Annotated in this window: 17 protein-coding genes; 10 read left to right on the top strand and 7 right to left on the bottom strand. The window is 66.4% G+C overall.

The window, feature by feature from the left end; genetic code table 11:
* Window positions 1–480, bottom strand: coding sequence for a GyrI-like domain-containing protein (locus ABW18_RS19105; RefSeq protein WP_049700574.1), 480 nt, complete (start codon window positions 478–480; stop codon window positions 1–3).
* Between the two features lie 138 nt (window positions 481–618).
* Between ABW18_RS19105 and ABW18_RS19110 the strand changes: the two genes are divergently transcribed.
* The 9 genes from ABW18_RS19110 (at window position 619) to ABW18_RS19155 (ending at window position 8006) form a co-directional block, all read left to right on the top strand.
* Entirely contained in the window at window positions 619–1374 is a 756-nt protein-coding gene (locus tag ABW18_RS19110; RefSeq protein WP_049700575.1) for a Fic family protein, read from the top strand.
* A 1146-nt stretch (window positions 1375–2520) separates the two neighbouring features.
* Window positions 2521–3582 carry a septum site-determining protein Ssd gene (ssd, locus tag ABW18_RS19120; protein ID WP_049700577.1) on the top strand — a complete coding sequence of 354 codons (1062 nt, stop codon included), beginning with the start codon at window positions 2521–2523 and terminating at the stop codon, window positions 3580–3582.
* Window positions 3579–4793, top strand: a complete 1215-nt coding sequence (locus tag ABW18_RS19125) for a TadA family conjugal transfer-associated ATPase (protein WP_049700578.1) — start codon at window positions 3579–3581, stop codon at window positions 4791–4793. The genes ssd and ABW18_RS19125 overlap by 4 nt, the downstream gene beginning before the upstream one ends.
* The gene (locus ABW18_RS19130) at window positions 4790–5632 is read left to right on the top strand and encodes a type II secretion system F family protein (protein WP_049700579.1); all 843 of its coding nucleotides are present in this window, start codon (window positions 4790–4792) and stop codon (window positions 5630–5632) included. The genes ABW18_RS19125 and ABW18_RS19130 overlap by 4 nt, the downstream gene beginning before the upstream one ends.
* Window positions 5629–6237, top strand: coding sequence for a type II secretion system F family protein (locus tag ABW18_RS19135; RefSeq protein ID WP_049700580.1), 609 nt, complete (start codon window positions 5629–5631; stop codon window positions 6235–6237). The genes ABW18_RS19130 and ABW18_RS19135 overlap by 4 nt, the downstream gene beginning before the upstream one ends.
* 82 nt (window positions 6238–6319) lie before the next feature.
* Window positions 6320–6553: a DUF4244 domain-containing protein gene (locus ABW18_RS19140; protein WP_049700581.1), complete on the top strand. Its 234-nt coding sequence runs from the start codon at window positions 6320–6322 to the stop codon at window positions 6551–6553.
* 1 nt (window position 6554) lies between these two features.
* The gene (locus ABW18_RS19145) at window positions 6555–6932 is read left to right on the top strand and encodes a TadE family type IV pilus minor pilin (RefSeq protein ID WP_049700582.1); all 378 of its coding nucleotides are present in this window, start codon (window positions 6555–6557) and stop codon (window positions 6930–6932) included.
* Window positions 6929–7345 carry an Rv3654c family TadE-like protein gene (locus ABW18_RS19150; RefSeq protein WP_152930148.1) on the top strand — a complete coding sequence of 139 codons (417 nt, stop codon included), beginning with the start codon at window positions 6929–6931 and terminating at the stop codon, window positions 7343–7345. Before ABW18_RS19145 ends, ABW18_RS19150 begins: the two co-directional genes overlap by 4 nt.
* Before the next feature lie 157 nt (window positions 7346–7502).
* On the top strand, window positions 7503–8006 hold the full coding sequence (locus ABW18_RS19155; protein WP_049700583.1) for a hypothetical protein: 504 nt from the start codon (window positions 7503–7505) through the stop codon (window positions 8004–8006).
* Window positions 8007–8046: 40 nt separating this feature from the next.
* On the opposite strand, the gene ABW18_RS19160 is transcribed toward ABW18_RS19155, so the two are convergent.
* A complete protein-coding gene (locus ABW18_RS19160) occupies window positions 8047–8691 on the bottom strand; it encodes a RodZ family helix-turn-helix domain-containing protein (protein WP_049700584.1) in 645 nt (214 codons plus the stop codon).
* Window positions 8692–8878: 187 nt separating this feature from the next.
* Entirely contained in the window at window positions 8879–9469 is a 591-nt protein-coding gene (locus tag ABW18_RS19165) for a hypothetical protein (protein WP_049700585.1), read from the bottom strand.
* A 462-nt stretch (window positions 9470–9931) separates the two neighbouring features.
* Here ABW18_RS19165 and ABW18_RS19170 point away from each other — a divergent pair, with 462 nt between their 5' ends.
* Window positions 9932–12850 carry a helix-turn-helix transcriptional regulator gene (locus ABW18_RS19170; RefSeq protein WP_235434453.1) on the top strand — a complete coding sequence of 973 codons (2919 nt, stop codon included), beginning with the start codon at window positions 9932–9934 and terminating at the stop codon, window positions 12848–12850.
* On the opposite strand, the gene ABW18_RS19175 is transcribed toward ABW18_RS19170, so the two are convergent.
* From ABW18_RS19175 to ABW18_RS19190, 4 genes are all read right to left on the bottom strand, one after another.
* The gene (locus tag ABW18_RS19175; protein ID WP_235434454.1) at window positions 12843–15158 is read right to left on the bottom strand and encodes a helix-turn-helix transcriptional regulator; all 2316 of its coding nucleotides are present in this window, start codon (window positions 15156–15158) and stop codon (window positions 12843–12845) included. The genes ABW18_RS19170 and ABW18_RS19175 overlap by 8 nt on opposite strands.
* Window positions 15159–15348: 190 nt before the next feature.
* Complete coding sequence (locus tag ABW18_RS19180; protein WP_049700587.1) at window positions 15349–16971, bottom strand: hypothetical protein; 1623 nt, start codon at window positions 16969–16971, stop codon at window positions 15349–15351.
* 252 nt (window positions 16972–17223) lie between these two features.
* On the bottom strand, window positions 17224–18831 hold the full coding sequence (locus tag ABW18_RS19185; protein ID WP_049700588.1) for a hypothetical protein: 1608 nt from the start codon (window positions 18829–18831) through the stop codon (window positions 17224–17226).
* A gap of 162 nt (window positions 18832–18993) precedes the next feature.
* Complete coding sequence (locus ABW18_RS19190; RefSeq protein ID WP_049700589.1) at window positions 18994–21369, bottom strand: DEAD/DEAH box helicase; 2376 nt, start codon at window positions 21367–21369, stop codon at window positions 18994–18996.
* Between the last annotated feature and the right edge of the window lie 372 nt (window positions 21370–21741).

The following is a 21741-nucleotide window of genomic DNA, read 5'->3' on the forward strand; positions in this document are numbered from 1 at the left end:
TCACACGGCGTCTGACACCGGAACAACGATCTGGGTGATCATGTCCTCCGGATCGGCGTCGGGAGTCGGCTGAGTCAGATAGATCTCCCACACGACGTCCCCGCGGATCAGCGAGTGATCGGCAATCCATGCGAACAACTCCGCGTAGACGTCGGACAGGTAGTCGTAGTTTCCGCGATGGTCGTAGGTGACCGCGCGACCTCCCGGCGTCTGGAACGGCGCCACGTCATCGGTCACTTCGATGACTCCGTCGACGGGGAACCCGACACCGACATCAATGGTGTCGGTAGGGAGGCCGAAGGTCAGCCCACGTGGCGGGCCGGTGATCGCCAGCCCCGACGACGCGATCGCCGCGGGCAGTTTGCCGAACGCGTCGTCGTAGAAGCTACGCAGCGCGTCAAAGGTCACGGTCGCGCGTATCAGCGCTAGTTGCTCGGCGTCGACGGAGGTGATCTGTGGTTCCTGGGTGAGAAGAGGCATGCTTCGACGGTGTCACAGTTGCGTGGCCGCGACCGGGTATTGGCCGGGCGGGCTCCAGCTGGGTGGGGGTATTTGCGGGGTGGGTGCGCGCCGGGGCACGATTCGTGGCTGCGCCGGCATCGATTACCGTGGCGAACTGTGACTACCGACCCTCTCGCGCCGCTTGTGGAGTTGCCCGGCGTGCGCGAGGCCGCCGACCGTGCGCGCGATGCGCTCGGCGCCGTGCACCGGCATCCGGCCAATTTGCGTGGCTGGAACAACACCGCGACAGAGGCGTCGTGGCGAGCCGGCCGATCGTCTGCGGCGATCGACGGGGGGAGCGTCGAACTGAGGCGCGACGGAGACTTCGACGACCCGATCCTTGCCGGTGCGATGCGGGTGGCCCAGGCGCTCGATGGTGATTCGCTCGATGCGTTGACGTCGGTGTACCGACGCGCGCCCGCGCAGGCGTTCGCGCGACTGCACATGCTGGCCGCCGCCGACCTCGTCGACGACCCCGACCTGCTCGGCCGTCCGCGACCCGGCTCCGACGTCGCGACGCGCCTCGAACTCCTCGGACAGTTGATCACCGGCGCGACGTCGGCACCTGCACCGGTGCTGGCCGCAGTGGTGCACGGCGAACTGTTGACGCTCGACGCATTCGGTAGCGCCAGCGGTGTCGTCGCCCGCGCGGCGTCGCGCCTGACGTCGACGTCGAGTGGCCTCGATCCACACAGCCTCGGTGTGCCGGAAGTGACCTGGTTCAAGAAGGTCGACGAATATCGTTCGCTGGCAACAGGATTCGGTACCGGTGAGCCGGCAGCACTGGGCGCGTGGATCGTGTTCTGCTGCGAGGCGATGGTGGCGGGAGCGACAGAGGCGAAGTCGATCGCCGACGCCGCCCGCGCGGGATGATTGCCGCCTGATTGGTGCCGGGGAGCCGGACGCTGCCAGCGAGCGAAGACTTGCCCAGACAGCACTGCGGGCGGCCCACCTGTCTCTCGACAGGTTGCCGCCCGCGTAGCACGGACCCAAGTTACCAAGCGTGCTGCGGTGGGTTGTGGTCACCGCCTCGGCGAGGGATCACGTTCTGCGAGAACAGGTCTCCTCCGTCGCGCTGCCCTTGCTCTCTGGCCCGCTCACGGCATCCGTCGATGTCGGTGCCGGACGAACTCTCGGGCCAGGCGTGGCGCTGCAGTTGTCGGAGTTGTTGCTCGAAGCCGCGATGTCGCAGGCGCACAACACTTGTGCCTAATGCGGCGTGCTCCGCGTGGGTGCTTGCCGCCCGTGCTGGGAGTGCTCGCCGGGGGGTTCGGTCCTTCTCTTCCGGATCGGACTTTGCTCGACGAGGTTTCCGTGATTTACGTTCTACACCGTGATCGGCGTCACATCAACCCCCTCGGGCACTGCTCCACAGAACTCATTCGAGGAAGCTCGGCGGACGGGAATGTGGACCCGAACCGGGGCTCGGGATCAGGCCCGAAAGGCGCCCAGCGGTCGTTTGACCCACACGGAACCCCCGCGGATTCGGTTCGACATCTTTAACTTCGATCGACGCGCAAGAGGACTAGTCGGCATATTCGCAGGTCCAGGCCTTACGCGACTCAAACGCCGTTCAGGACGAGCGACCGCTCGGCGAACTATCACAAATGCTGCAATCACTATTCTCACCTGCGGTTCACATGTGTATAGTCAGTGCTACCCGGTTCTTTATTGAACCGGCGCCTTTCAGCCCGACCCCCCGGGGCTGAAACGCGACAACCCCGGCCCCCTCCCCCCCTGGCCGGGGTTGTCCTCTGTCTGGGGTCGTTCATTTTTCGGCGCGGCGGGTGGCCGCGTTTAATCGCCGGGCTGGGCGGATCTGGACGCGTCAATCTGCGGTCAATCAATGTGATGAGCGTACACCATTGTTGAGCAGATTCAGTATAGTGAATCTGCTTACATCGAACCGCCCACCGAGTCGCGCGTGCGTCTCATCCACAAGCACGCCTCAGTCCACAGATGTGCCCACTCCTTGCGGTGCCGGGCGTACCGGCGACCGATGCGACGCATGCTCGGTTCATGTCCGACGACCTCCTCGCCCTCGTGGCCGAACACCTGCACGACGACGTTGCCCGGTGCGCCGCAGCAGCGGGATATCGGTTGATCCCAGGTGACGCACGTGAGTGCCGACGGGACTGGCTGAGAACGCGGGCGGTGGTGCTCGATCCGCCCGCAGTCGCGACACTCGCACCGAGCTCACTGCCACGGCGTGGCGGCGTCGTGCTGATCTCCGATACTGAACCCGCTTCCGCGACGTGGCGCGGTGCGCTCGATCTCGGCGCCGTCGACTCCGCGGTTCTTCCAGAAGACGAGTCCCACCTGGTGCGGATTCTCACCGAGTTGCGGCTGCCGGCGTCACGCCAGGCAGGAGCGTTGGCGTTCATTCCGGCGCACGGCGGGGCCGGAGCGTCGACACTCGCCGTCGCGAGCGCGCTGGCCGCCGTCGAGAGCGGAGAGCGGGTGTTGCTGCTCGACATCGACGAACTCGGGGCTGGGTTGGATCTCACGCTCGGTGTGGAGGCGCGCGAAGGGCTCCGGTGGCAAGACCTCTCCTTCGACGAGGGGGCCGTCAGCGGTGCTTCGCTCCGAAATGCGTTGCCGCGCTACAACGACAGGCTCGCGCTGGTCACCGGTAGGCGTGATGACATCCGACCGCTCGCCCGTGGGCCCGTGCTCGCAGCGGTAGACGCCGGTCGCGCTCATGGCGACCTCGTGATCGCAGACCTCCCGCGTGCCGATACCCCGGTGGTCCGCGCGGTGGCCGAGTCGGCCGAGTTGGTGGTGGTCGTGACGACTCCGACCGTCGCGGGAACTGCCGCCGCACGTCTGCTGATCGCTCGATTGTTGACGGCGTGCCCGCGTGTCGAGCTCGTGATCCGCGGGCCGTCTCCTGGCGGGTTGCGAGCGGCTCAGGTTGCCGACGCCGTCGGTGTGCCGTTGATTGCCGCGTGCCGACCCGACCCGCGCCTGGCCATGCGCCTCGAGGCCGGACGCCTGCGGGTCGCGCCGCGCAGTCCGCTGGGCCGAGCAGCGTCGGCCGTGTACTCGCGATTCACCGATGCTCGAGTGGCGGCGTCATGAGTAGCGTGGCGCCACAGAGGGTGTCACGGCTGCAGTCGACCAATGCGACCTCCGACGACGCTCTGATCGATCGGGTGCGCGAACGCCTCGCCAAGGAGTCGGCCGAACCGACGGCTGCGGTGATCGCGGAGGCGATTCGCGCCGAGTCGGGTGGTGTCCTCGGCGATACCGATCTGCTTGCGGCACTGCGACATCTGCAGACCGAACTGACGGGCGCGGGCCGACTCGAAGTGCTTCTCGCCGAGCCCGGCGTCGCCGACGTGCTCGTCGTCGGACCGCAGCGGGTCTGGGTCGATCGGGGCGGTGGTCTCGAACCGACAGGTATCACCTTCGACGACGACGCGGCAGTTCGACGACTCGCGAGTCGGCTGGCGCTCGGCGCTGGGAGACGTCTCGACGACGCGCAACCGTGGGTCGACGCCCAGCTCACCTCACTCGGCAGGCGCGGACTCACCGTACGACTCCACGCGGTCATCCCTCCGCTGGCCGCGGACGGCACGTGTATCTCGCTGCGGGTATTGCGAACGGCCGGAATGGATATGGCGGGACTGATCGCGTCGGGGGCGGTCCCGCCCGAGTTGGTCGCGGTGCTAGAAGCGATGGTCGCCGCACGTCTGGCCTTTCTCATTGTCGGCGGGACCGGCTCGGGTAAGACGACTCTGCTGAACGCGCTGATCGGTGCGATGGCCCCGACCGATCGGGTGCTGTGCGTCGAGGACGCCTTGGAACTCGCCCCTGCGCATCCGCATGTGGTGCGTCTCGTCGCGCGAACGTCGAATGTCGAAGGGATGGGGGAGGTTCCGGTGCGTGTTCTCGTCCGTCAGGCGCTGCGAATGCGTCCCGACCGCATTATCGTCGGCGAGGTTCGCGGCGCCGAGGTCATCGACCTCCTCACCGCGCTCAACACTGGTCACGAGGGTAGTGGCGGGACGTTGCACGCGAACTCGACGTCGGAGGTTCCCGCTCGTATGGAAGCGCTTGCGGCACTTGGGGGAATGAACCGGGAAGCCTTGCACTCACAGCTTGCCGCCGCTGTACGAATCGTCGTCGGGGTGAGTCGTACGGCCGGTGGCGCGCGGGGGATCGTCGAAATCGGACTGGTATCACGGAACGCCGACGGGTGGGTCACGATACTGCCGATCTGGCTGCGCAACAGTGGATTCACCGACCATCGTGCTGAGTTCGACGCGATGGTCGAGGAACGCACATGAGCGTCGTGTTGGCGGCGCTTGCGGTCGCGGTGACGTGGTGGCCGAGGAGTCGGGTCGAGCACCGTTTGTCCACGCTGACGGGGATGGCGGCGACGCGGTGGGCCCGCTTGCAGCCGAGTGCCTTTGGCTTGATCTGCGCCCCGTTGATGGCATTGCTCGTCGGAGGCATCGCCGGTGCGGTGGCGGCATCGATTGCGGTGGGGCTGGTCGTCTGGCTTCGCCGGCGCAGGGCTCGGGCGGCTGAACACGAGACTCAGCGCGACGAGATGCTGACGGCTCTGGCACTGATGATCGCCGAACTGTCGGTGGGAGCACCGCCGGCTCACGCATGTGCTGTTGCAGCGCAGGAGATCTCGCGGGGAAGAGAGACGCCATCGGAGGTGGCCCAGGGGCTGACCGTCCTGGCCGCGCGCGCAGAACTCGGCGGGAGCGTCGTCGTCGACGACATGTCGGATGGTCGGGGGCAGGTGTCTGGTTCGGATTCCGGGGGTTCGGTTTCAGAGGGCTCGTGGCGGCGGATCGCCGTCGCGTGGCGGACCGCAGAGCATTCGGGCGTTCCGATGGGGGAGTTGCTCGAGGCGCTGCGCGCCGACCTCGCCGCGCGACGCGCATTCACCGAGCGCACGCGTGCCGGTCTCGCGGGTCCACGCGCGACCGCCGTTGTGCTGGCCGGACTTCCGCTTCTCGGGATCGCACTGGGCCAGGCGACGGGCGCACGCCCGATCCAGGTTCTACTCGGCGGAGGCCTCGGCGGCATGCTGTTGGTGATCGGCACGGCGCTCGTCGCGGCGGGCATGGTGTGGACCGAACGCATCACCGACAAGGTGGTGCGCGGATGACGGTGTCGATGTTGCTGCTCGCAGCGGCGTTGCTGACCCTGCCGCCGCGGCGGTGGCTGCTGTATCGGGTTGTCGAGCCACCGGACCGTCCATCGGGCGAAGCGCGGTGGCTCGGCAGGAACCGTGAGGTCGACGATCCGTTCGCCGTTGCCGCAGGCCTCGACCTGTTCGCGGTGTGTCTGCGTGCGGGTCTCACAGTCCCGGCCGCCGCGCTCGCCGTCGCGCAGACGGCGCCTGCGGTGTTGGCGGAACCGCTGACCGCTACGGCAGAGCTACTCGAGCTCGGCGCTGAGCCCGAGCGCGCGTGGTCGACGCCGCTGGGAGATCTGTCCGCGCGCCGAAAGTCCTCCGACACAGACTATTTCGAACAGTTGTCGATGCTCGCTCGGCGGTCGGCTCGTGCTGGGTCTGCGCTGTCGGCTCAGGTAGGTGAGCTCGCTGCCGAGACCCGACGTCGCGCACACGACGACGCGCATGCTCGTGCGGAGCGGGCCGGGGTGTTGGTCAGCGGGCCGCTCGGCTTGTGCTTTCTCCCGGCGTTCGTGTGTCTCGGCATCGTTCCGGTTGTGATCGGCCTCGCAGGCTCGACACTCTCCGGTCTGTAGAAACTCGATGGATCTCTGCGCGGGTTCTCAACGTCAAAGCAGTGCAATACCGACTAGTTTCACCTCAACCGAAAGGCACATCATGAAGATCCTTGACTCGACCCGAAGCGGAATCGAGCGAATCGCGGGTCGTACCAACGCGAACCTGGCCAGATTGATCACCGACGACGAAGGCATGAGTACGGCAGAGTATGCGATCGGGACGATTGCGGCAGCCGCGTTCGGGGCGATCTTGTACACAGTGGTCAGTGGCGACAATATCGTCAGCGCGCTGACCGGGATCATCACCAAGGCGCTCAACACGTCGGTGGGTTGAGATGCGGCCGCGACGGATTGTCGACGACGAGTCGGGAATGGTCACGATCGAGGGAGCGTATGCGATCTCGGCTGTCGTGATCGTCGTGATTCTCGCGGTGGGTGTGGTCACGGCTGTGACAACCCAGATCCGCTGTACCGATGCCGCCCGAGAGGTGGCTCGGCTGACGGCTGCGGGTGATGATCACGCCCGCGCCGCCGGCGAGCAGATCGTGCCGGGGGCGCAGATCTCCATTGCGGCGCAGGAGGATCGGATCGTCGTCGAAGTCCGTCGTGGTGCGCCGATGGTGCCGGGTCTGACACTGTCGGCGCGGGCCGTCGCCGTTCCCGAGCCCGACGGTTCCGACCAGGTCGAAGTCGCGCCGGGCGTGGTGCGGTGAACCGCCGCTTGGCGGGTGCGGCGCGGGCGCAGCGGGATTCACGCCTCACCCGACTTCTCCGCGACGAGGGCGGCTACGCCACCGTGGCTGCGGCAGGCGCGATCGCGGGTATCGCAGCGTTGATCGTGTTGGTCATCTACGTGGGTGCGGCGACGCTGGCTCGCCATCGTGCGCAGTCGGCAGCCGACCTCGCGGCGTTGGCGGCCGCGGCAGATCATGTTGCGGCGCTGAATGATCCGTGTGCCACGGCCAGGTCCCTCACGTTCGAGCAGCGGCCGCGGGCGGAGGTCTTCGAGTGCACGGTCGTAGGTGAGGACGTCGTGGTCGGTGTGCGTGTGTCGGTGTCGTTGGGGGCGTTGGGAATCCGAGCGGCGTCAGCACGGGCGCGTGCCGGTCCGGCAGATGACCCGTGACGCCTTCCGCCGTGCTGCCCACTGGCGACAAGCAGTGTGGTCCGTTCGTACGCAAACGTCGACTTTCCCCTGATCGAGTGACATCGGCGGTGCGCCGGGCTGGGTACCGTCCAGTGGCGCAGTATTGTTCCGTTTGTCCGAATCTCGGAGGTCGTCCATGAAGTTCTCCCGTTCAGCTGGCGCTGCTGCACTGTGTGCTGCCGCGGTGGTCCTGTCGATGCCTGCTGCCGCTCACGCGGGGGGCACCAAGGACCCGCGATACGCGGCGCCGCCCGCTTCGTCGGCGCCGACGTCAGCGTGCTCGGATCGTGCGCCGTACACGGGGCAGTGGATTGGGCACGGGCGATCGATCGATCTGCGCGACAACGGTTCCGGAACCATCACACTCGGCAGCGGTGCGTCGAACAGTGAGACGTGGACGCTGGGCTGGAAAGCGCAGAGGACCACCGTGTTCCCCGACTGCGGCATCCTGACCGAGGTCAAGGCACAGACCAACAAGATCGGTGAGGGCAGCTACGGACTGCTGGCCGCCGGGAAGCGGTTCGAGGGTGCGTTGGGTAAGCGGGAAGGACACACGGTTCTGCTGATGTCACTGCATCCCGGACAGGACTCGATTGCGTTCTGCCGCAAGGACGACTACGCCCGCGACTGTGGCGCGTAGTTCCCTATCCTCGCAAGGGTCTCTGTCGTGGCGGGGGAGATCAGGCTCCGCACTCCCGTGAGTAGCCATACTGGTCCTGGTTGCACCAGGGCAGTGAGTGCCCGGCGGCGGTGAAGCCGGCCATCTGCATGTAGGTGACTGCTTGTGAATCCTTCACCAGCACACCGTGATAGACGGCACCGGCGTGCATCGAGTTGTCTCCCAGACCTTCGCCGTGCTTCGAGATCTGTTCTCCGAGCGTCATGGTGGCGCCGCTGGAGTCAGCGCTCCAGGTGAGTGTCCACTTCTCGCCGTCGGCGGCACCGATCGATACCGACATGTCGCCGGTGCCGTCGGCGTTGAGATTCATGTCTCGCGTGTGACCCACCCATGCCCCGGTGAAAGCGTCGGCACCAGAGGGAGCTTTCGGGGTTGCTGATGCCGTCACGGTATTCACGGGCGTGCCAGGGTTCACGGGTGCGGCAGAGTCGACCTCGGTCGGGCCCGTGGTGCCGGGGGCGGTTTCGGATTCGGTGACGGTCGACGTCACGACGACAGGTGCCGACGGACTGGGCGTCGCGGATGAGTTCTCGTCGGGACCGCAGCCGGTCGCCGTCAGCGCCAACGCGATTGCGGCAGAACCGAGTACACACGCCCTCGCGAGCCGTGTTCGGTGTCGTCTGATGTCGGGCTGATCGATGCGCATGACCGTTCCTCTCGATGACTGGACCCGATAGGTGCTCGATCCGACGACGACTCGAACAGGCAATCGTGACTCGACGAAGCGCGGGCCTCTCACCGACTATCGCAACGAATCGCCGCGGCGTATCACCACGTCATTCAGCTGAACGGCAGCCGGTACGGCGAGGTCGGCGCCATGTGAGGGGCAGAACTCAGAGAGCGTCGTCGCCGATGTGGATACGCTTGGGGTACACCCGTGTCGAATCCATCGGGGCGAACCAGACCTGCGAGAAGGAGACCTCGGCGTCGCCGCGGTAGGCGAGTCGGAGTCGGCCCGGCCCGGCCTTGGAAGTCGAGCCGGGAATCGAGCCGTCGGCAAGGTCGGCACTTGCAACGCGGCTGTTCGGAATGCGCGGTGCCACTGCGTCGACGAATGGGGCCCAGTGCACCACCTCGCTCTCGGTGAGGAACGCGCCTGCGGCGGCGTTGACCTCGCCGGTCTCGGTGTCGGTGGCGAGATAGACCTCGCCGAGTGCGGTGGCGATGCGCGGCCCGACCATTGCGCTCTGCAGGTACCACTGCGCGGTGTCGACGACGTCGGCGTCGAAACGGGCGGCACACCAGGCGAAGTGGATGTCGAGTGCATCGAGTGCCTGCGCCTCGGAGTAGAACACGTCCGGCTCGCCGATCGACGCCGGCAGAGTATCGGCGGATCCCGTCGGACGAGCCATTAGGAAGAACGCTGGGCGCGCGCGAGTAATGAGCGGCGACGGTGTCACGCGATCGGGGGTCCCCTCATACATCGTTCAAGTATCCCTGAGAACAGTCTGTGACAGGCGGTAGTGACCGGATTCGTCAGATTCGACGCGTTGGGGAACGGTCCAATTCGCGGCTGACCTCGGCTGAGCGGTCAGCGGGACGGCACTGGTCAGACGCCCAAGCGGAGGAATACGGCCGCGTGTGGCACGATTCGCCAGGTCCAACCTGAGAGTTCGCTGAGACTGTGCGCTGGGAGCCTTCAGTGCGACACCGCCACACCGATTCACACCCACACACCATGTCTGCAGACGGCACGCCCACAGTCACCACGCCCGCTACCACGCCCGCGGGCTCTGGCTCAGCGACCCCGCGATAAACTGCTGACCAGCGGTCGGGCGCTCTGCGGGGAGTGCCTGTCCGGTCCGCTCTCGCCTATTGAATTTGCTGCGGGCAGTGCTGCCTACGGGGCGTATGTCCGCGGCGTGTTGCCTACGGGAGATGATCGGGTGTCGGCCGAATGCGTCGCGGAGCGGTCCGGCGATGACGCACAACCTGACGACGCGCAATCTGACGAGGCACAACCTGACGAGGCACAACCTTCAGGGCACGTGCGTCGCGGGGCGTTGCTCGGTCGCGAACGTGAACAACGTGAAATCGGCGGTGTCATCGACTCCGTAATCGCAGGCCACTCGGGAGTCGTGCTGGTGCGCGGCGAACCGGGCGTCGGCAAGACGGCACTGGTGACTGCCGCGGCGGACGGTGCAGGCAGGGCCGGGGCCGCGGTGTTGCTCGGGCGCGCGGTCGCCTTTGAACAGTCCCTCCGCAACGCGCTTCTGCAGGTGCTTCTGCTGCATCTCGTCGATGGGTCGACAACTGTTGCATCGCAGCATGTCTCGACGCTGCGCCTCGCGCTCGGACTGGAGGCCGGGGAAATGCCGACGTCACCAGCGCTGGCGGATGCTGTTGTCTCCCTCGTTGCCGAGATATCCACTCGCGCACCGGTCGTCATCGTCGTCGACGATCTCCAACACGCGGACCAGAGCTCGAAGGAGGTGCTCGACGCACTCGTGATGGCGCGGCTGCCACGTGTGGCGGTGGTGGCAACCGCTCCGGCGCACACGCAGTGCGGGCTCGGCTCGTGCACGGTCATCGACGTCGTGCCACTCGTCGGCGACGCCGCGTCGAAACTCCTCTCTCTGGCCCACCCGAACATGGCACTCGAGGTCCAGCGCCGCATACTGGCACTTGCCGAAGGCAATCCACTCGCGCTGCGCGCGTTGCCCGCCGAACTGCGGCACGACCACCTCGACGGCTCGGCGTCGTTGCCGCCAGTACTTCCAATGTCAACTGTGCTGCGAGACAGACTGTTTCCCGACATGCCGGAGCTTCCCGGTGTGACGCGGCGCCTGCTCTTGATGCACGCGTTGGCGCCCGACATTCCGGTCAACGATCTTCTCGCGGCCCTCGGCAGTCGCACATACTCGGAGGTCGTCACTCCCGCGCTGGACGCGGGGGTCGTCGAAATCAGCGTCTTCGACGGCGAGGCCACGCCCGCGGATTCGCCACGAATCCGCTTCACCCGAGCGCTCTTCGGCTCGGCGCTGATGAGCACGGCAACCGATGACGAGCGTTCGGCGACGTATCGATCGCTGGCTCGGGTTACGTACATCTCAGCCGGGATCGAATCCGACTTTTTCGAATCCGACTTGTCTACGGGAAGAACCAGATTCGACGACGCGCTGGCAACTCGACTCGAAGTGGCCACGGAGGCCGACCTGTGCACCGGCGAGTGGCGTTCGGGGCTGGACCGACTTCAGCGAGCCGTCGAGCTGACCGGTGACCGCGGTGAGCGTCACCGGCGACTGGCTCGCGCAACGCAGGTTGCCGCGCGCGTCGATCGTGAAGTGGCGGCACAGATGTTCGTCGGAATGCAGACAGGGCAGCGGCATTTCGAGAATTCGATCACCGACGCACTCGCCGCGTCGGCTGTCATCGTCATCGACGACGACGGCGATGTCGACACGGCGTATCGAATGCTGATGGATGCCTTCGAACGCACTGCGCCGCACGACGCCGACGATCCGGTGGTTGTCGAGGCCGTCGAGGCCCTGCGCGAATTGTGTTGGCTCGGTGGGCGGGCGGAGTTGTGGGACGGATATCGGCGGGTCGTCGACGAGGTGGCTCCCGAGGCGTCGTCTGCGCTCGGACTTATGGCGGCACTCTGGAGGGGGCCGTCGACGCTGTCAGCCGTGCAGCGGACCACTCTGGACGCGCTGATCGCCGGATTGTCGGTCGATCATTCTCCATTGTGGATCGGCGAGATCGCCGAGATGGCAGCGACATTCGACCGGATCGACGAATGTCGTGCGGTACTCGATGAGCTGATCGACGGCATCGACACCTGCCGCGACGTGACGAGCAGGCCGTCGATCGCGGCGGTGTGGGCGATGCTGCTGCTGGCGCAGGACGCGTTCCACCGTGGTAAATGGTCCACCACAACCGAATTGGCGCGACAGGCCAAGGCGGTCTGCGGCGTCGACGGCCACGATCACCTCGGCTGGCTCGCCGACTACCTGCTCGGTATGGTGGCCGCGGTTCGTGGTGAGGTCGACCTGGTGGAGCAACTCGCGGCGCGCATGCGTGCCTGGGCGATCCCGCGTCGTGCCTTCGTGCTCATCCGGTTCGCCGAACACCTGTGGACGTTGGTCGCCGGTGGGCGAGGGGACGTCGGTTCGGTGTACATACATGCAACGGCGGTCAGTCCGGTCGGTCGGCTCGGACCCTACGTGTCGATGTCGGGAATGATTGCGCTCGATCTCGTCCGATCGGCGACTCGCACCGGTCGTGACGACGACGCGCGGGCGCATGTCGCCGCCATCGAAGAAGCTCAGATCGGTCGAATCTCTTCGCGGCTGAACCTGATTGCGCTGGCGTGCCGGGCGATGATCAGCGGCGACGATTCGGGCCGACTGTTCGAGGAGGCGCTGGCGCTACCCGGAGCCGACCAGTGGGTCTTCGAGTACGCGCGTATCCAGTACACCTACGGGATGGAACTGCGACGTAACCAGGAACTCGTCGCTGCCAGGAGGCAACTGCGAGCAGCATTGTCGACGTTCGTCGAACTCGGTGCCACGCCGTGGGCCACGCGCGCCGAGGCGGAACTCGACGCCACAGCACCGACACGCAACGTGGTGGCCGCAGACTCGGAGCTGACCGCCTACGAGCTGCGCATCGCTGAGATGGCCGCGGCCGGACTCACGAACAAGACTGTCGCAGAACGACTCGACATCTCTCATCGGACCGTCGGCAATCATCTGTATCGGATCTACGCGAAGCTGGGAGTGACATCACGGGTCGAACTGCGAGACGTGCTCGCAGTATCGAAGCCGAGGACCGGCAGCCCCGCCGGCCGACTGGTCAGGTGAAGAGGGCGCAATCACGCAGTGCCGTACGGGATCTGACTCCGACGGTGCGGTATACGTGCGAAAGGTGGCTTCCGACCGTGCTCGGTGCAATGCCCATCCGAGCTGCGATGGCACGGTTCGACATTCCGGATACGGCCATCTCGGCGATGCGATGTGCCGTGGCGGAAATCTGTGGGGATCTACGCGGCGGCGTGAAGGTGGTGACCGACTCGCCGAGCAACCGTAGTTCATCGGCGGTTCGTGCAGACCAGTGGTCGGCGCCGAGCACGGTGAACGTCGAGAGAGCTTGGTAGAGTTCCTCTCTCGCGGCGCGACCGAGGCCGTTCATGCGCAACCGACGCCCGAAGTGTAAGCGCACGCGCGCGACGTCGAACGGCCATCGGTCGGCGCCGGGCGTTGCGATCGCAGAGCGATATGCCTCGACATCGTCGGTGACGATCGCATACGAACCCGCACGCAGGAAAGCGAGCCGGAGATCGGGCCCTGGACCGACTGCGGTCAACGCCTGCGCCACCGACTCTGTTGCCGAACGTGATTCGCATTCGGAGGCGGCCTCGGCGAGGTCGATGATGGCGCGGTCGCCGCGAGTGATGACGTCGGCGGGCCCGTCTTTGGAGGCGCGGAAGATGCGTAGCGCGCTCCGCGGATTACCCGCGCCGAGAGCGGTGACAGCCTGGAGGTGGCCATGGTGTCGCGTGACGCCGACCCCCTTGGATATCCACTCGGGTACCGCGAGGGATGCGGTCGATGTCGAGAGCAGCTCTCCGCGATACGCCGACAACAGTTTTCGTGCACTGACGAGATACGCCTGTGCGTAGAGTTGCAGGCCCGACTCGCGGCAGAGGGCAATCCCACCGTCGAGAATCCGCTGTGCCTCGTCCCAGCGTCCCGCACCGAGATAGTGCGAGCCGAGCATCCACGCGGCACACACCGACGAGGTGACCGACGAGCGGGGGTCGCTCCACACGCGATGCAACGCGGCACGCCACCAGTAGCTGCTGCTGCGCGAGGTTGCGACAAAAGCGCTGCGCACTACATCAGCGCTGTCGGTTGAGTGTTGCAGGGTGTCGATCAGTCGGTCGAGCCGAGTATCGAGGTGCGCATGCGATGCGCGATCGGGCGAAAGTGTCTGCGCCGCAATCAGTGCCCATTCCGGTGCTGTCGCCGCGTGTTGGGTTACCAGGGCGGTGAATTCTGACCAGTGCTCCGGCCGGTCGTCGAGATGGCACAGCTGGTAGTGCGACCAGAGTGCGTCGTCGAGAATGCGGTCGCCCGGAATCGACGGCTGTGCGCGAATCGCCCGCGCGAATGTTCGCTGTGCCTCGCGGATCGACTCCGGCGCCTTCGCCGACAGGTACGAGCGCGCAACGACGGCTTCGAGCGAACGCGTCGCTGTGGCGTCGGTGCTCAGTGCGTCATCGAGAAGTGCACTGGCGGTGGGGATATCGGCGCTCACAGCAGAGACCAGAGCCGACGCCGCCGCCAGTCGTCGAGCCTTGGCGGGCGGGTCTGTCGTGCGGGCGGCGCTGAGCCTGAAATTGTCGGCGGCAGTGTGGGAGTCGCCGTGCCGAAGCGCCTGCGCCGCAGAACGTTGGAGAAGATCTGCGACGTCGTCGTAGTCCAGTCCGACTGTCGAGGAATCGCTCTCGGGAAGTGCTGACTCGGTCGACGCGATGGCGAGATAGCCTGCGCGGACCAGTTCGCGGGGGCGGCCGTCTCCGCGAAGCGTGATGCGACGACGATCAGCGGAATCAAGGCTCGGAAAGTGTAGGCGCAGAAAGCGATCGGACGACGACACGTCGAGCGGATGGACCGCGATCGCGACGTCGACCGCATGGCTGGGAAGGCCTGCGACACCCGGCACGCAGGTGGTGACGAGCTTGACCCGGCTGCCGGTCAGGCGTCGGCACAGGAACGAGAGTGTCTGTGCGGCAGTGTCGTCGAGCTGGTCGGCGTCGTCGAGTCCGATGAGTAGCGAGTGAGATCGCGGCCGACGCGCAAGGCTGAGCAGCGTCTGTCGCAGATCGGTGGCGGCATCGTCCGCGACTGTGTCCGAGTGGGACTCCGATGTGTCGGATTCGCGGAGGTGGGCGGCCAGTTCGGTCAGAACCGACTCGGAGCCGGCGCGGGTGTTCAGCCGCGCGAGTCGGTACCCGGCCTCCGACGCCATACGTTCGGCCGCGGCCAGCAGTGCTGTGCGCCCGGTGCCCGGTGCGCCGACCAGCGCAATCGAATGGTCAGTCGGCGACGAGACGAATGAGCTCAGTGACGCAAGAAGCCGGTCGCGCGCCGTCAGGGTGTGTGACACCACCGCGCGGTGACCTCCCCTGTGAGCTAAGTTACTTGCAAGTACAAACAACAATGTAGCTCACCTCGGAGGCGCCCAGATGTCCGGGTTGCCGGAAGCTGGAGTCGGCACGTCCGGCCTTGCACGGTGGCAGAACACAGCGACGCCCACGACCGTGGTGGTCGTGGGCGCCGCGTTGTTCGTGGAGCTGCTACTTCGAGGCGGAGCCGCTCGTCGACGACGCGTTCGACGCGTTGCTGCTCGAAGCCGACGACGGTGACGACGCGGCGTCGGAGTCGGCCGAGGCGGTGGCGTCGGAACTCGCGGCTCCTCCGGCTTCGGCAGAACCGGCGTCGGCAGAACCAGTGCCCGCAGATCCCTTGCCGGCAGTGTCGGTGCCGCTTGTCGTGCCGGGGTCGGCTGCGGGGGAGTCGTCGGTCGCTCCGGCCGCGTCGTCGCCTGCGGTAGCAGGTGCAGACGCGCCGCCTGAACCCGTCACGCCATCCGTGACACCCGGCCCCGTGACGCTCTCGCTCGGCGGGACCGCACCGGCGTCGGACGAACCGGAGTCGGTGGATTCCGACGAGGTAGCGGTCTCCGCGAGATCGGTTGCGGTCGTTGCGTCCTGGGCATCGGACGCTACCGGTGTCGCAGCCCTGACGATCGGCGCGCTCGCGACCGACGAGGCATCGACGGTGTACGACGTCTTCGGAGGTAGCGGAGCGAGCGCACCCGCGATCGACGTCACGATGTGCTGCAGGGCGCCGAGCGTGCCCGGCAGGAGGATGTTGAGCTGACCGTCCTCGTCGAAGCTGCTGTCGAGCGCGGGGTGCAGCAGACCGCCATTGATGACGGGGAAGTCACCGAGACCGATGATGTTGCCGACGCTCGGGCCATAGCCGCCGTTGAGGAGGCCGTCGAGCATGACGCCCGGAGCTTGCATCAGCGCGGTCGCGACCTGCCCGATATCACCGGCTTCGGCGCCGTCGACCACGCTCTGGACAGCATGCCCGACCGCCCCGAGGCCGCCGGCCAGCGGACTGATGATGCCGATTCCGGCGAAGAGCACGACCTCGGGCACCTGATAGACCAGGCGCTTGCCCGCGGCGAACGGCTCCGACAGCGCAGCGCTGATTCGATCGTTCGGGATCGCCCCGGCGAGCGCCAGTCCGGCGTCGAGCGGCACGTCGAGGATCTTCATCAGTGCGGGCATCACCGATCCGGTGGACGGATTGATTGCCGCGTAGATCGGCGCGACGGCGACCAACAGGATGTTGTTCATCGCCGACTCGATGTCGCCCGCCTTCAGTGCTGCGGTGACGGCGGCGAGCAACTGCGGAACGTCGTTGCGCAGTGCGTCGGCAACGTCGTTGACCGCGCCCGACAGCCCTGGTCCGACGCCGGCGGCGGCCTCGGACGCCTGCTTCCACAGCGCGGCGAAATCGGGGCTGGTGCCCGCCTTCCACTCGCCGTTCGCAGCGCCGTCGGCGACGCCCTTGACGAGATTGAGCTGGTTCTCCAACACCTGGCTCAATATCGGCAGCGCTTTGTCGGGCGAATTGGCTTGCAGCGTTTCGATATTCGTGAGCGCCCGCTGGATCGCGTCCGCGTAGATCTGCGTCGGGTCGGCATCGGCGGCCAGGGTGGTCAACGCATGCGCGCCGACGGTTGCGGTGTCGGCGACGAGCTGCGTCGTCGACGCTGCTCCCTCGGTTGCGGCCACCGTCGCGGCCTGGCTCATCGCCGGGACGGCTGCGATCACTGCGGCACTCGCGATGGACATCCCGGTGAGGGCCAACGCGCCCACCCCCGGGCGAACGACAGCGTTCTTCATGGTCACTCCTTGTCAGTGGCGGCACCAGAACCTCGTCCGCCCCCGAGCGACCCGATTGCGGCGCGCACCACCACCCGACGCGCCGTCGTCGAGGGTGCCTCGTTCGCACAGCGAAATGACGGGATACGCGCAAGCCGGTAGCCGCGTGACTCAGCTTGTGACGCGGAACACGGCGCACAAAAGCGCTCGGCGCCCGCGGAGTAAGTGTCCGCGGGCGCCGAGGCGTCGTGAGTGGTGTGTCGGATCAGAGCGTTAGCTTTCGCTCGACGCTGAGCTCCCTGCCGCGTCGGATCCGGACTTCGACGTTGCGGAGTCCGCAGACTCCGTGGTGTCTGCCGCGTCGGCGTCAGCATCGGCATCAGCGTCGGCAGCCGAGCCGGTTCCCTTCGACTCCGCAGAATTCGAACCCGTGCTGCTCGAACCCGCGCTGCTAGATCCCGCAGAGCTCGAACCCGTGCTGCTCGACGTCGAGTCGGTAGCGGACTCCGAAACGTCTGCGGTGCTGGATGATTCGACGCTGCCCGACTTATCGCCGGAAGACTGCGCGGGTGCCTCTGTGGAATCGGCAACCGTTGCCGTCGGCGCAGCCGCATCCGAAGCAGCCCCATCGGACGCGGTCGCAGCCGCGTCGGAAGCAGTCGCGGTCGAGTCGGTCTGGGCCGCGACCAGCGTGGCCATGTCGGCGCTCACGGTCTTCGGCGGCACCGGCGTGATGGCCTTGAGGATGTCCGCCTGAAGGCGCTGAAGCACCCAGCCCGTGCCCGGAATGATGGTGGCGCGGTTGCCGTCGGCGTCCTTGCCGAAGAGCTGCAGCCCGCCTCCGAGCAGGCCGCCGCTGACGACGCGCACTCCGTTGACGCCCACCAGTCCGCCGACGCTCGGTCCGTAGCCGCCGTGCAGGAAGCCGTCGAGCGTGATGGCAGGCGCCTGGACGAGTGCTGTCAGTGCGCCTTCGAGATCGTTGGTGCCCAGGGCGTCGATCACGTTCTGCACGCCGCGACCGAAGCCGCCGATCCCGCCTGCGACCGGGCTGATGATCCCCATCCCGATGTAGGCGAAGTCGGAGCCGATCACGTTGTTCACCTTGATGGCGTTGCTGATCGGTGTCGAGATGGCGGCGGCGATGTCGGCGTTCGGGATCGCACCCGCGGCGATGAGGCCGGCGTTCAGCGGAACGTTGAGCAGCTTGACGAGCGTCGGGACGACTCCGCCGCCTGCCTTGGTCGGCTTGATCACGGAATACACCGGCGTGACCACGGCAAGCAGGAGGTTGTTCATCGCGCCTTCGATGTCGCCTGACGAGAGCGACGTCGAGACGGCTTCGAGCAGCTTGGGGAGCTGATCGGAGAGTGCCGCGGTGACGTTGACTTCGATGCCCGCGGAGTCCAAGCCGTCGAGTGCGGCCTGGATCTGGGTCCAGATCGGCGAGAAGTCGGCGGCCTTGCCCTCTTTCCACTCACCGGCGACAGCACCGTTGATGATGCCGTTGACCAGCGCGGTCTGGTTCGCCAGCAGCTGGTTGAGGATCGGGTACTCGGTCTTCGACGCCGTCTTCTTCAGCTTCTCGATGGCAGCCTGTGCCTTGGTGAGCACCTGCTGGTAGATCGCGAGCGGATCGGTGTCGGTAGCGGAAGGTGTTGCGGCAGAGGGTGTTGCTGCAGAAGATGTTGCGGAAAGTGGCGTCGCCAGCGCTGCGGCGGCCGCAACAGCGGCGTCCTGCGTCACGGCCGTTGGCGTTGCTGCGGCATACGTGGCTGCCTGGCTCATCGACGGGACGGCCCCGATCACCGCGGCACTCGCCACGGAGAACCCGGCGAGGGCCATCATGCTCGCCCGTGGGCGAACGGCAGCGTTCATCATTGTCACTCCTAGAAACCGGTGGCGAGCAGTCGTGAGTAGTCGGGGTGGCCAGGTGGACCCCGCAGGTGGACGCCGTCGCCACTCGCCGGCGCTCACCGCCGATGACTGTGCATGCCGAATCGACAAAAGGGACGAATCGTCGCAACGCCGTGGACAAATGACTCAGCTTGCGAGGTGGGTCATATCCCGCAGCAGGTGTGTGATAGATCGCAGCACGCTCAGGGCTCCCGCCTTGTCGAGCGGTTCATTACCGTTGCCGCATTTCGGCGACTGCACGCACGACGGACATCCCAGCTCGCAGCCGCATTCGGAGATGGCGTCCGCGGTCGCTGCGATCCACGTCGCGAACTGCGCGTACCCACGCTCGGCGAATCCGGCTCCGCCGAGATAGCCGTCGTAGACGAAGACGGTCGGAAGTCCGGTGTCGGGGTGCAGGTTGGTCGAGAGCCCTCCGATGTCCCACCGGTCGCACGTCGCGACGAGGGGCAGCATGCCGATCGCCGCATGCTCCGCGGCGTGCAGGGCACCGGGCAGGCGCGTGGCGTCGATACCCGCGTCGGACAGCGATTCCGGCGTCAGCGTGTACATGACCGCGCGCGTGTGCAGGGTCTGACGCGGCATGTCGAGTTCGACGGCGTCGAGAACCTCGCCAGACGGAAGCGACCGCAGATATCCGACGACCTGATGGCTGACGTCGACGTCGACGAACGCCACCGATAGCGGCCCGTAGGTGTTCGACGAGACCACGGACGTCACCGACACGTCCGTGGTCTCACGCGCCGACGTCGTCCAGTCCGGCTCCTCGGGATGAGCCAGCGCGAGTCCCTCGTCGAGATCGAGTTCGTCGACGACATAGCTCTCGCCCTGGTGGATGTGTAGCGCTCCGGGATGCACCGTGGCGGGTGCGCGACCGGCGTCGACGGTCCCGAGCAGCTCCGACGTCGTCGCATCGACGATGAGGACCTGCCCGCCGATTCCACCGCGAATGTCTATGTCGCCGTGGGGTTCTACGCCCGCGGCCGGATACCAGCCCGCCTTACGCTTTCGGAGTAGACCGTCGGCGGCGAGTTGCTGCACGGCGTCGCGCGCGCCCCAGCGCTCGATCTCGTTGTCCCCCAACGGGTACTCGGTGGCTGCACACAGCAGGTGCGGCGCGAGGATGTACGGGTTGGTCGGATCGATCACGGGCGCCTCGACCGGCGTGGCGAGTAGCGCGTCGGGATGGTGGACCAGATACGTGTCGAGCGGGTCGTCGCGTGCGATCAGGACGACGAGCGCATCGCCGGATTCACGTTGGCGCCCAGCACGTCCCGCCTGCTGCCAGAACGACGCGATGGTGCCCGGGTAGCCCGCAATGATCACTGCGTCGAGTCCGGTGATGTCGACGCCGAGTTCGAGTGCGTTGGTGGTCGTCACCCCGACGAGCCTGCCGTCGGAGATCGCGGCTTCGAGTCGACGACGATCGTCGGCGAGATACCCCGCGCGATACGCGGCCACCTTGTCGACGAGGTCGGGAGCGCTGTGCGACAACAGATCACGAGCCCGCAGCGCTGCGATCTCGACGCCCCGCCTGCTGCGTCCGAAGCACAGTGTGCGAGCGCCCTCGACGACGAAGTCGGCCAGCAGGCGGGATGCCTCTGCATCTGCGGATCGTCGTACCGGAGCATTGTTCTCGCCGGTCACGCCCGGCACGAAGTCGGGTTCCCACAGCGCGACTGTCCGCTCACCTCGCGGCGACCCGTCGAGTGTGACCCCGACCGCGGGTTCGCCGATGAGTCGTTCGAGTGCGGCGGCGGGATCGGCGACGGTCGCGCTGGCCGCGATCACCGTCGGCTCCGAACCGCACGCACGTGCCAGACGCAACAGTCGACGCAGCACCATCGCGGTGTTGGAGCCGAACACTCCACGGTAGTGGTGACATTCGTCGACGACGATGTATCGCAGGTGTGCGAAGAACTGTCGCCATTGGCCGCGCGACGGGCCGCCGGTGTGTGTGCCGGGCGTTGCGACGCCGGTGAGTATCCCCAGGTGCAGCATGTCGGGATTGGTGAAGATCCACCGTGAATGTGCGCGAGCCCACTGTCGGATCTCGGAATCGGTGTCGCCGTCGTACGCGCACGGTTGGAGGTGGGAAAAGTCGCGGCGCCCGGAGATGATCGACGTGAGTGCCTTGAGTTGATCGGCGCCGAGAGCTTTTGTCGGGCTGAGATACAGTGCGGTCGAGTGTGGTTCGGCGAGAAGTGTCGTCAGAATTGGCATTTGGTACGACAACGATTTGCCAGATGCAGTTCCGGTCGCAATCGATACATGTCGGCCTGCGAATGCGTGGTCGGCGGCCTCGGTCTGATGAATCCACGGTCGTTCGATTCCGCTATCGACGAGAGCGGAGCGGACCTCACTCGAAATCCATTCCGGCCAGGGCGCGAAAGTTGCTGAGCGGGAATCGATTACCGAGAGATGGGTTACCGGACTGGAGTCCGGATCTGTTCCAGCCAGTGAGCGACGAAGAAGTTCGGTGCCGAACGTGGAGTGGTGCATAGACGAAATGTCGTGCTGATCGGGCGATCTCGGTTCGCGAGGCCCCAATCGGTGCGAGTGCGTGATTGTGTCCTAGAGCCAGCCGGTTTTCATTGCATACGATGTTACCTTTCGGTCTCGAACGTCGAAAAATCGGGTGCTTTTGGCTCAGAGTGATTGCGACGACTATCCAAGTCGCCTCGAACATGATTGACTGAGTTCGGCCGCAGCTCCCGGGCGGCCATCGCTGATTGCGGTGATCGCGCGGGATCGGGTTGCAGCCGTGGTACTGAAGTTGTCAGGCCGAATGGTGTTCGTCCACGAACTCTTCCAATCGGCGTTCTCCGAGGTATGGCGGTACGACCGGCCGCGACACGTGACCAGCGTGTCGGG

The sequence above is a fragment of the Gordonia jacobaea genome (assembly GCF_001186365.1).
Taxonomy (GTDB): domain Bacteria; phylum Actinomycetota; class Actinomycetes; order Mycobacteriales; family Mycobacteriaceae; genus Gordonia; species Gordonia jacobaea.

Excerpts from the sequence above, each read along its gene's own strand:
- ABW18_RS19105 (WP_049700574.1), bottom strand. The coding sequence starts at position 480 with ATGCCTCTTCTCACCCAGGAACCACAGATCACCTCCGTCGACGCCGAG.
- ssd (WP_049700577.1), top strand. The coding sequence starts at position 2,521 with ATGTCCGACGACCTCCTCGCCCTCGTGGCCGAACACCTGCACGACGAC.
- ABW18_RS19125 (WP_049700578.1), top strand. The coding sequence starts at position 3,579 with ATGAGTAGCGTGGCGCCACAGAGGGTGTCACGGCTGCAGTCGACCAAT.
- ABW18_RS19130 (WP_049700579.1), top strand. The coding sequence starts at position 4,790 with ATGAGCGTCGTGTTGGCGGCGCTTGCGGTCGCGGTGACGTGGTGGCCG.
- ABW18_RS19135 (WP_049700580.1), top strand. The coding sequence starts at position 5,629 with ATGACGGTGTCGATGTTGCTGCTCGCAGCGGCGTTGCTGACCCTGCCG.
- ABW18_RS19140 (WP_049700581.1), top strand. The coding sequence starts at position 6,320 with ATGAAGATCCTTGACTCGACCCGAAGCGGAATCGAGCGAATCGCGGGT.
- ABW18_RS19145 (WP_049700582.1), top strand. The coding sequence starts at position 6,555 with ATGCGGCCGCGACGGATTGTCGACGACGAGTCGGGAATGGTCACGATC.
- ABW18_RS19155 (WP_049700583.1), top strand. The coding sequence starts at position 7,503 with ATGAAGTTCTCCCGTTCAGCTGGCGCTGCTGCACTGTGTGCTGCCGCG.
- ABW18_RS19160 (WP_049700584.1), bottom strand. The coding sequence starts at position 8,691 with ATGCGCATCGATCAGCCCGACATCAGACGACACCGAACACGGCTCGCG.
- ABW18_RS19165 (WP_049700585.1), bottom strand. The coding sequence starts at position 9,469 with ATGTATGAGGGGACCCCCGATCGCGTGACACCGTCGCCGCTCATTACT.
- ABW18_RS19180 (WP_049700587.1), bottom strand. The coding sequence starts at position 16,971 with ATGAAGAACGCTGTCGTTCGCCCGGGGGTGGGCGCGTTGGCCCTCACC.
- ABW18_RS19185 (WP_049700588.1), bottom strand. The coding sequence starts at position 18,831 with ATGATGAACGCTGCCGTTCGCCCACGGGCGAGCATGATGGCCCTCGCC.
- ABW18_RS19190 (WP_049700589.1), bottom strand. The coding sequence starts at position 21,369 with ATGCACCACTCCACGTTCGGCACCGAACTTCTTCGTCGCTCACTGGCT.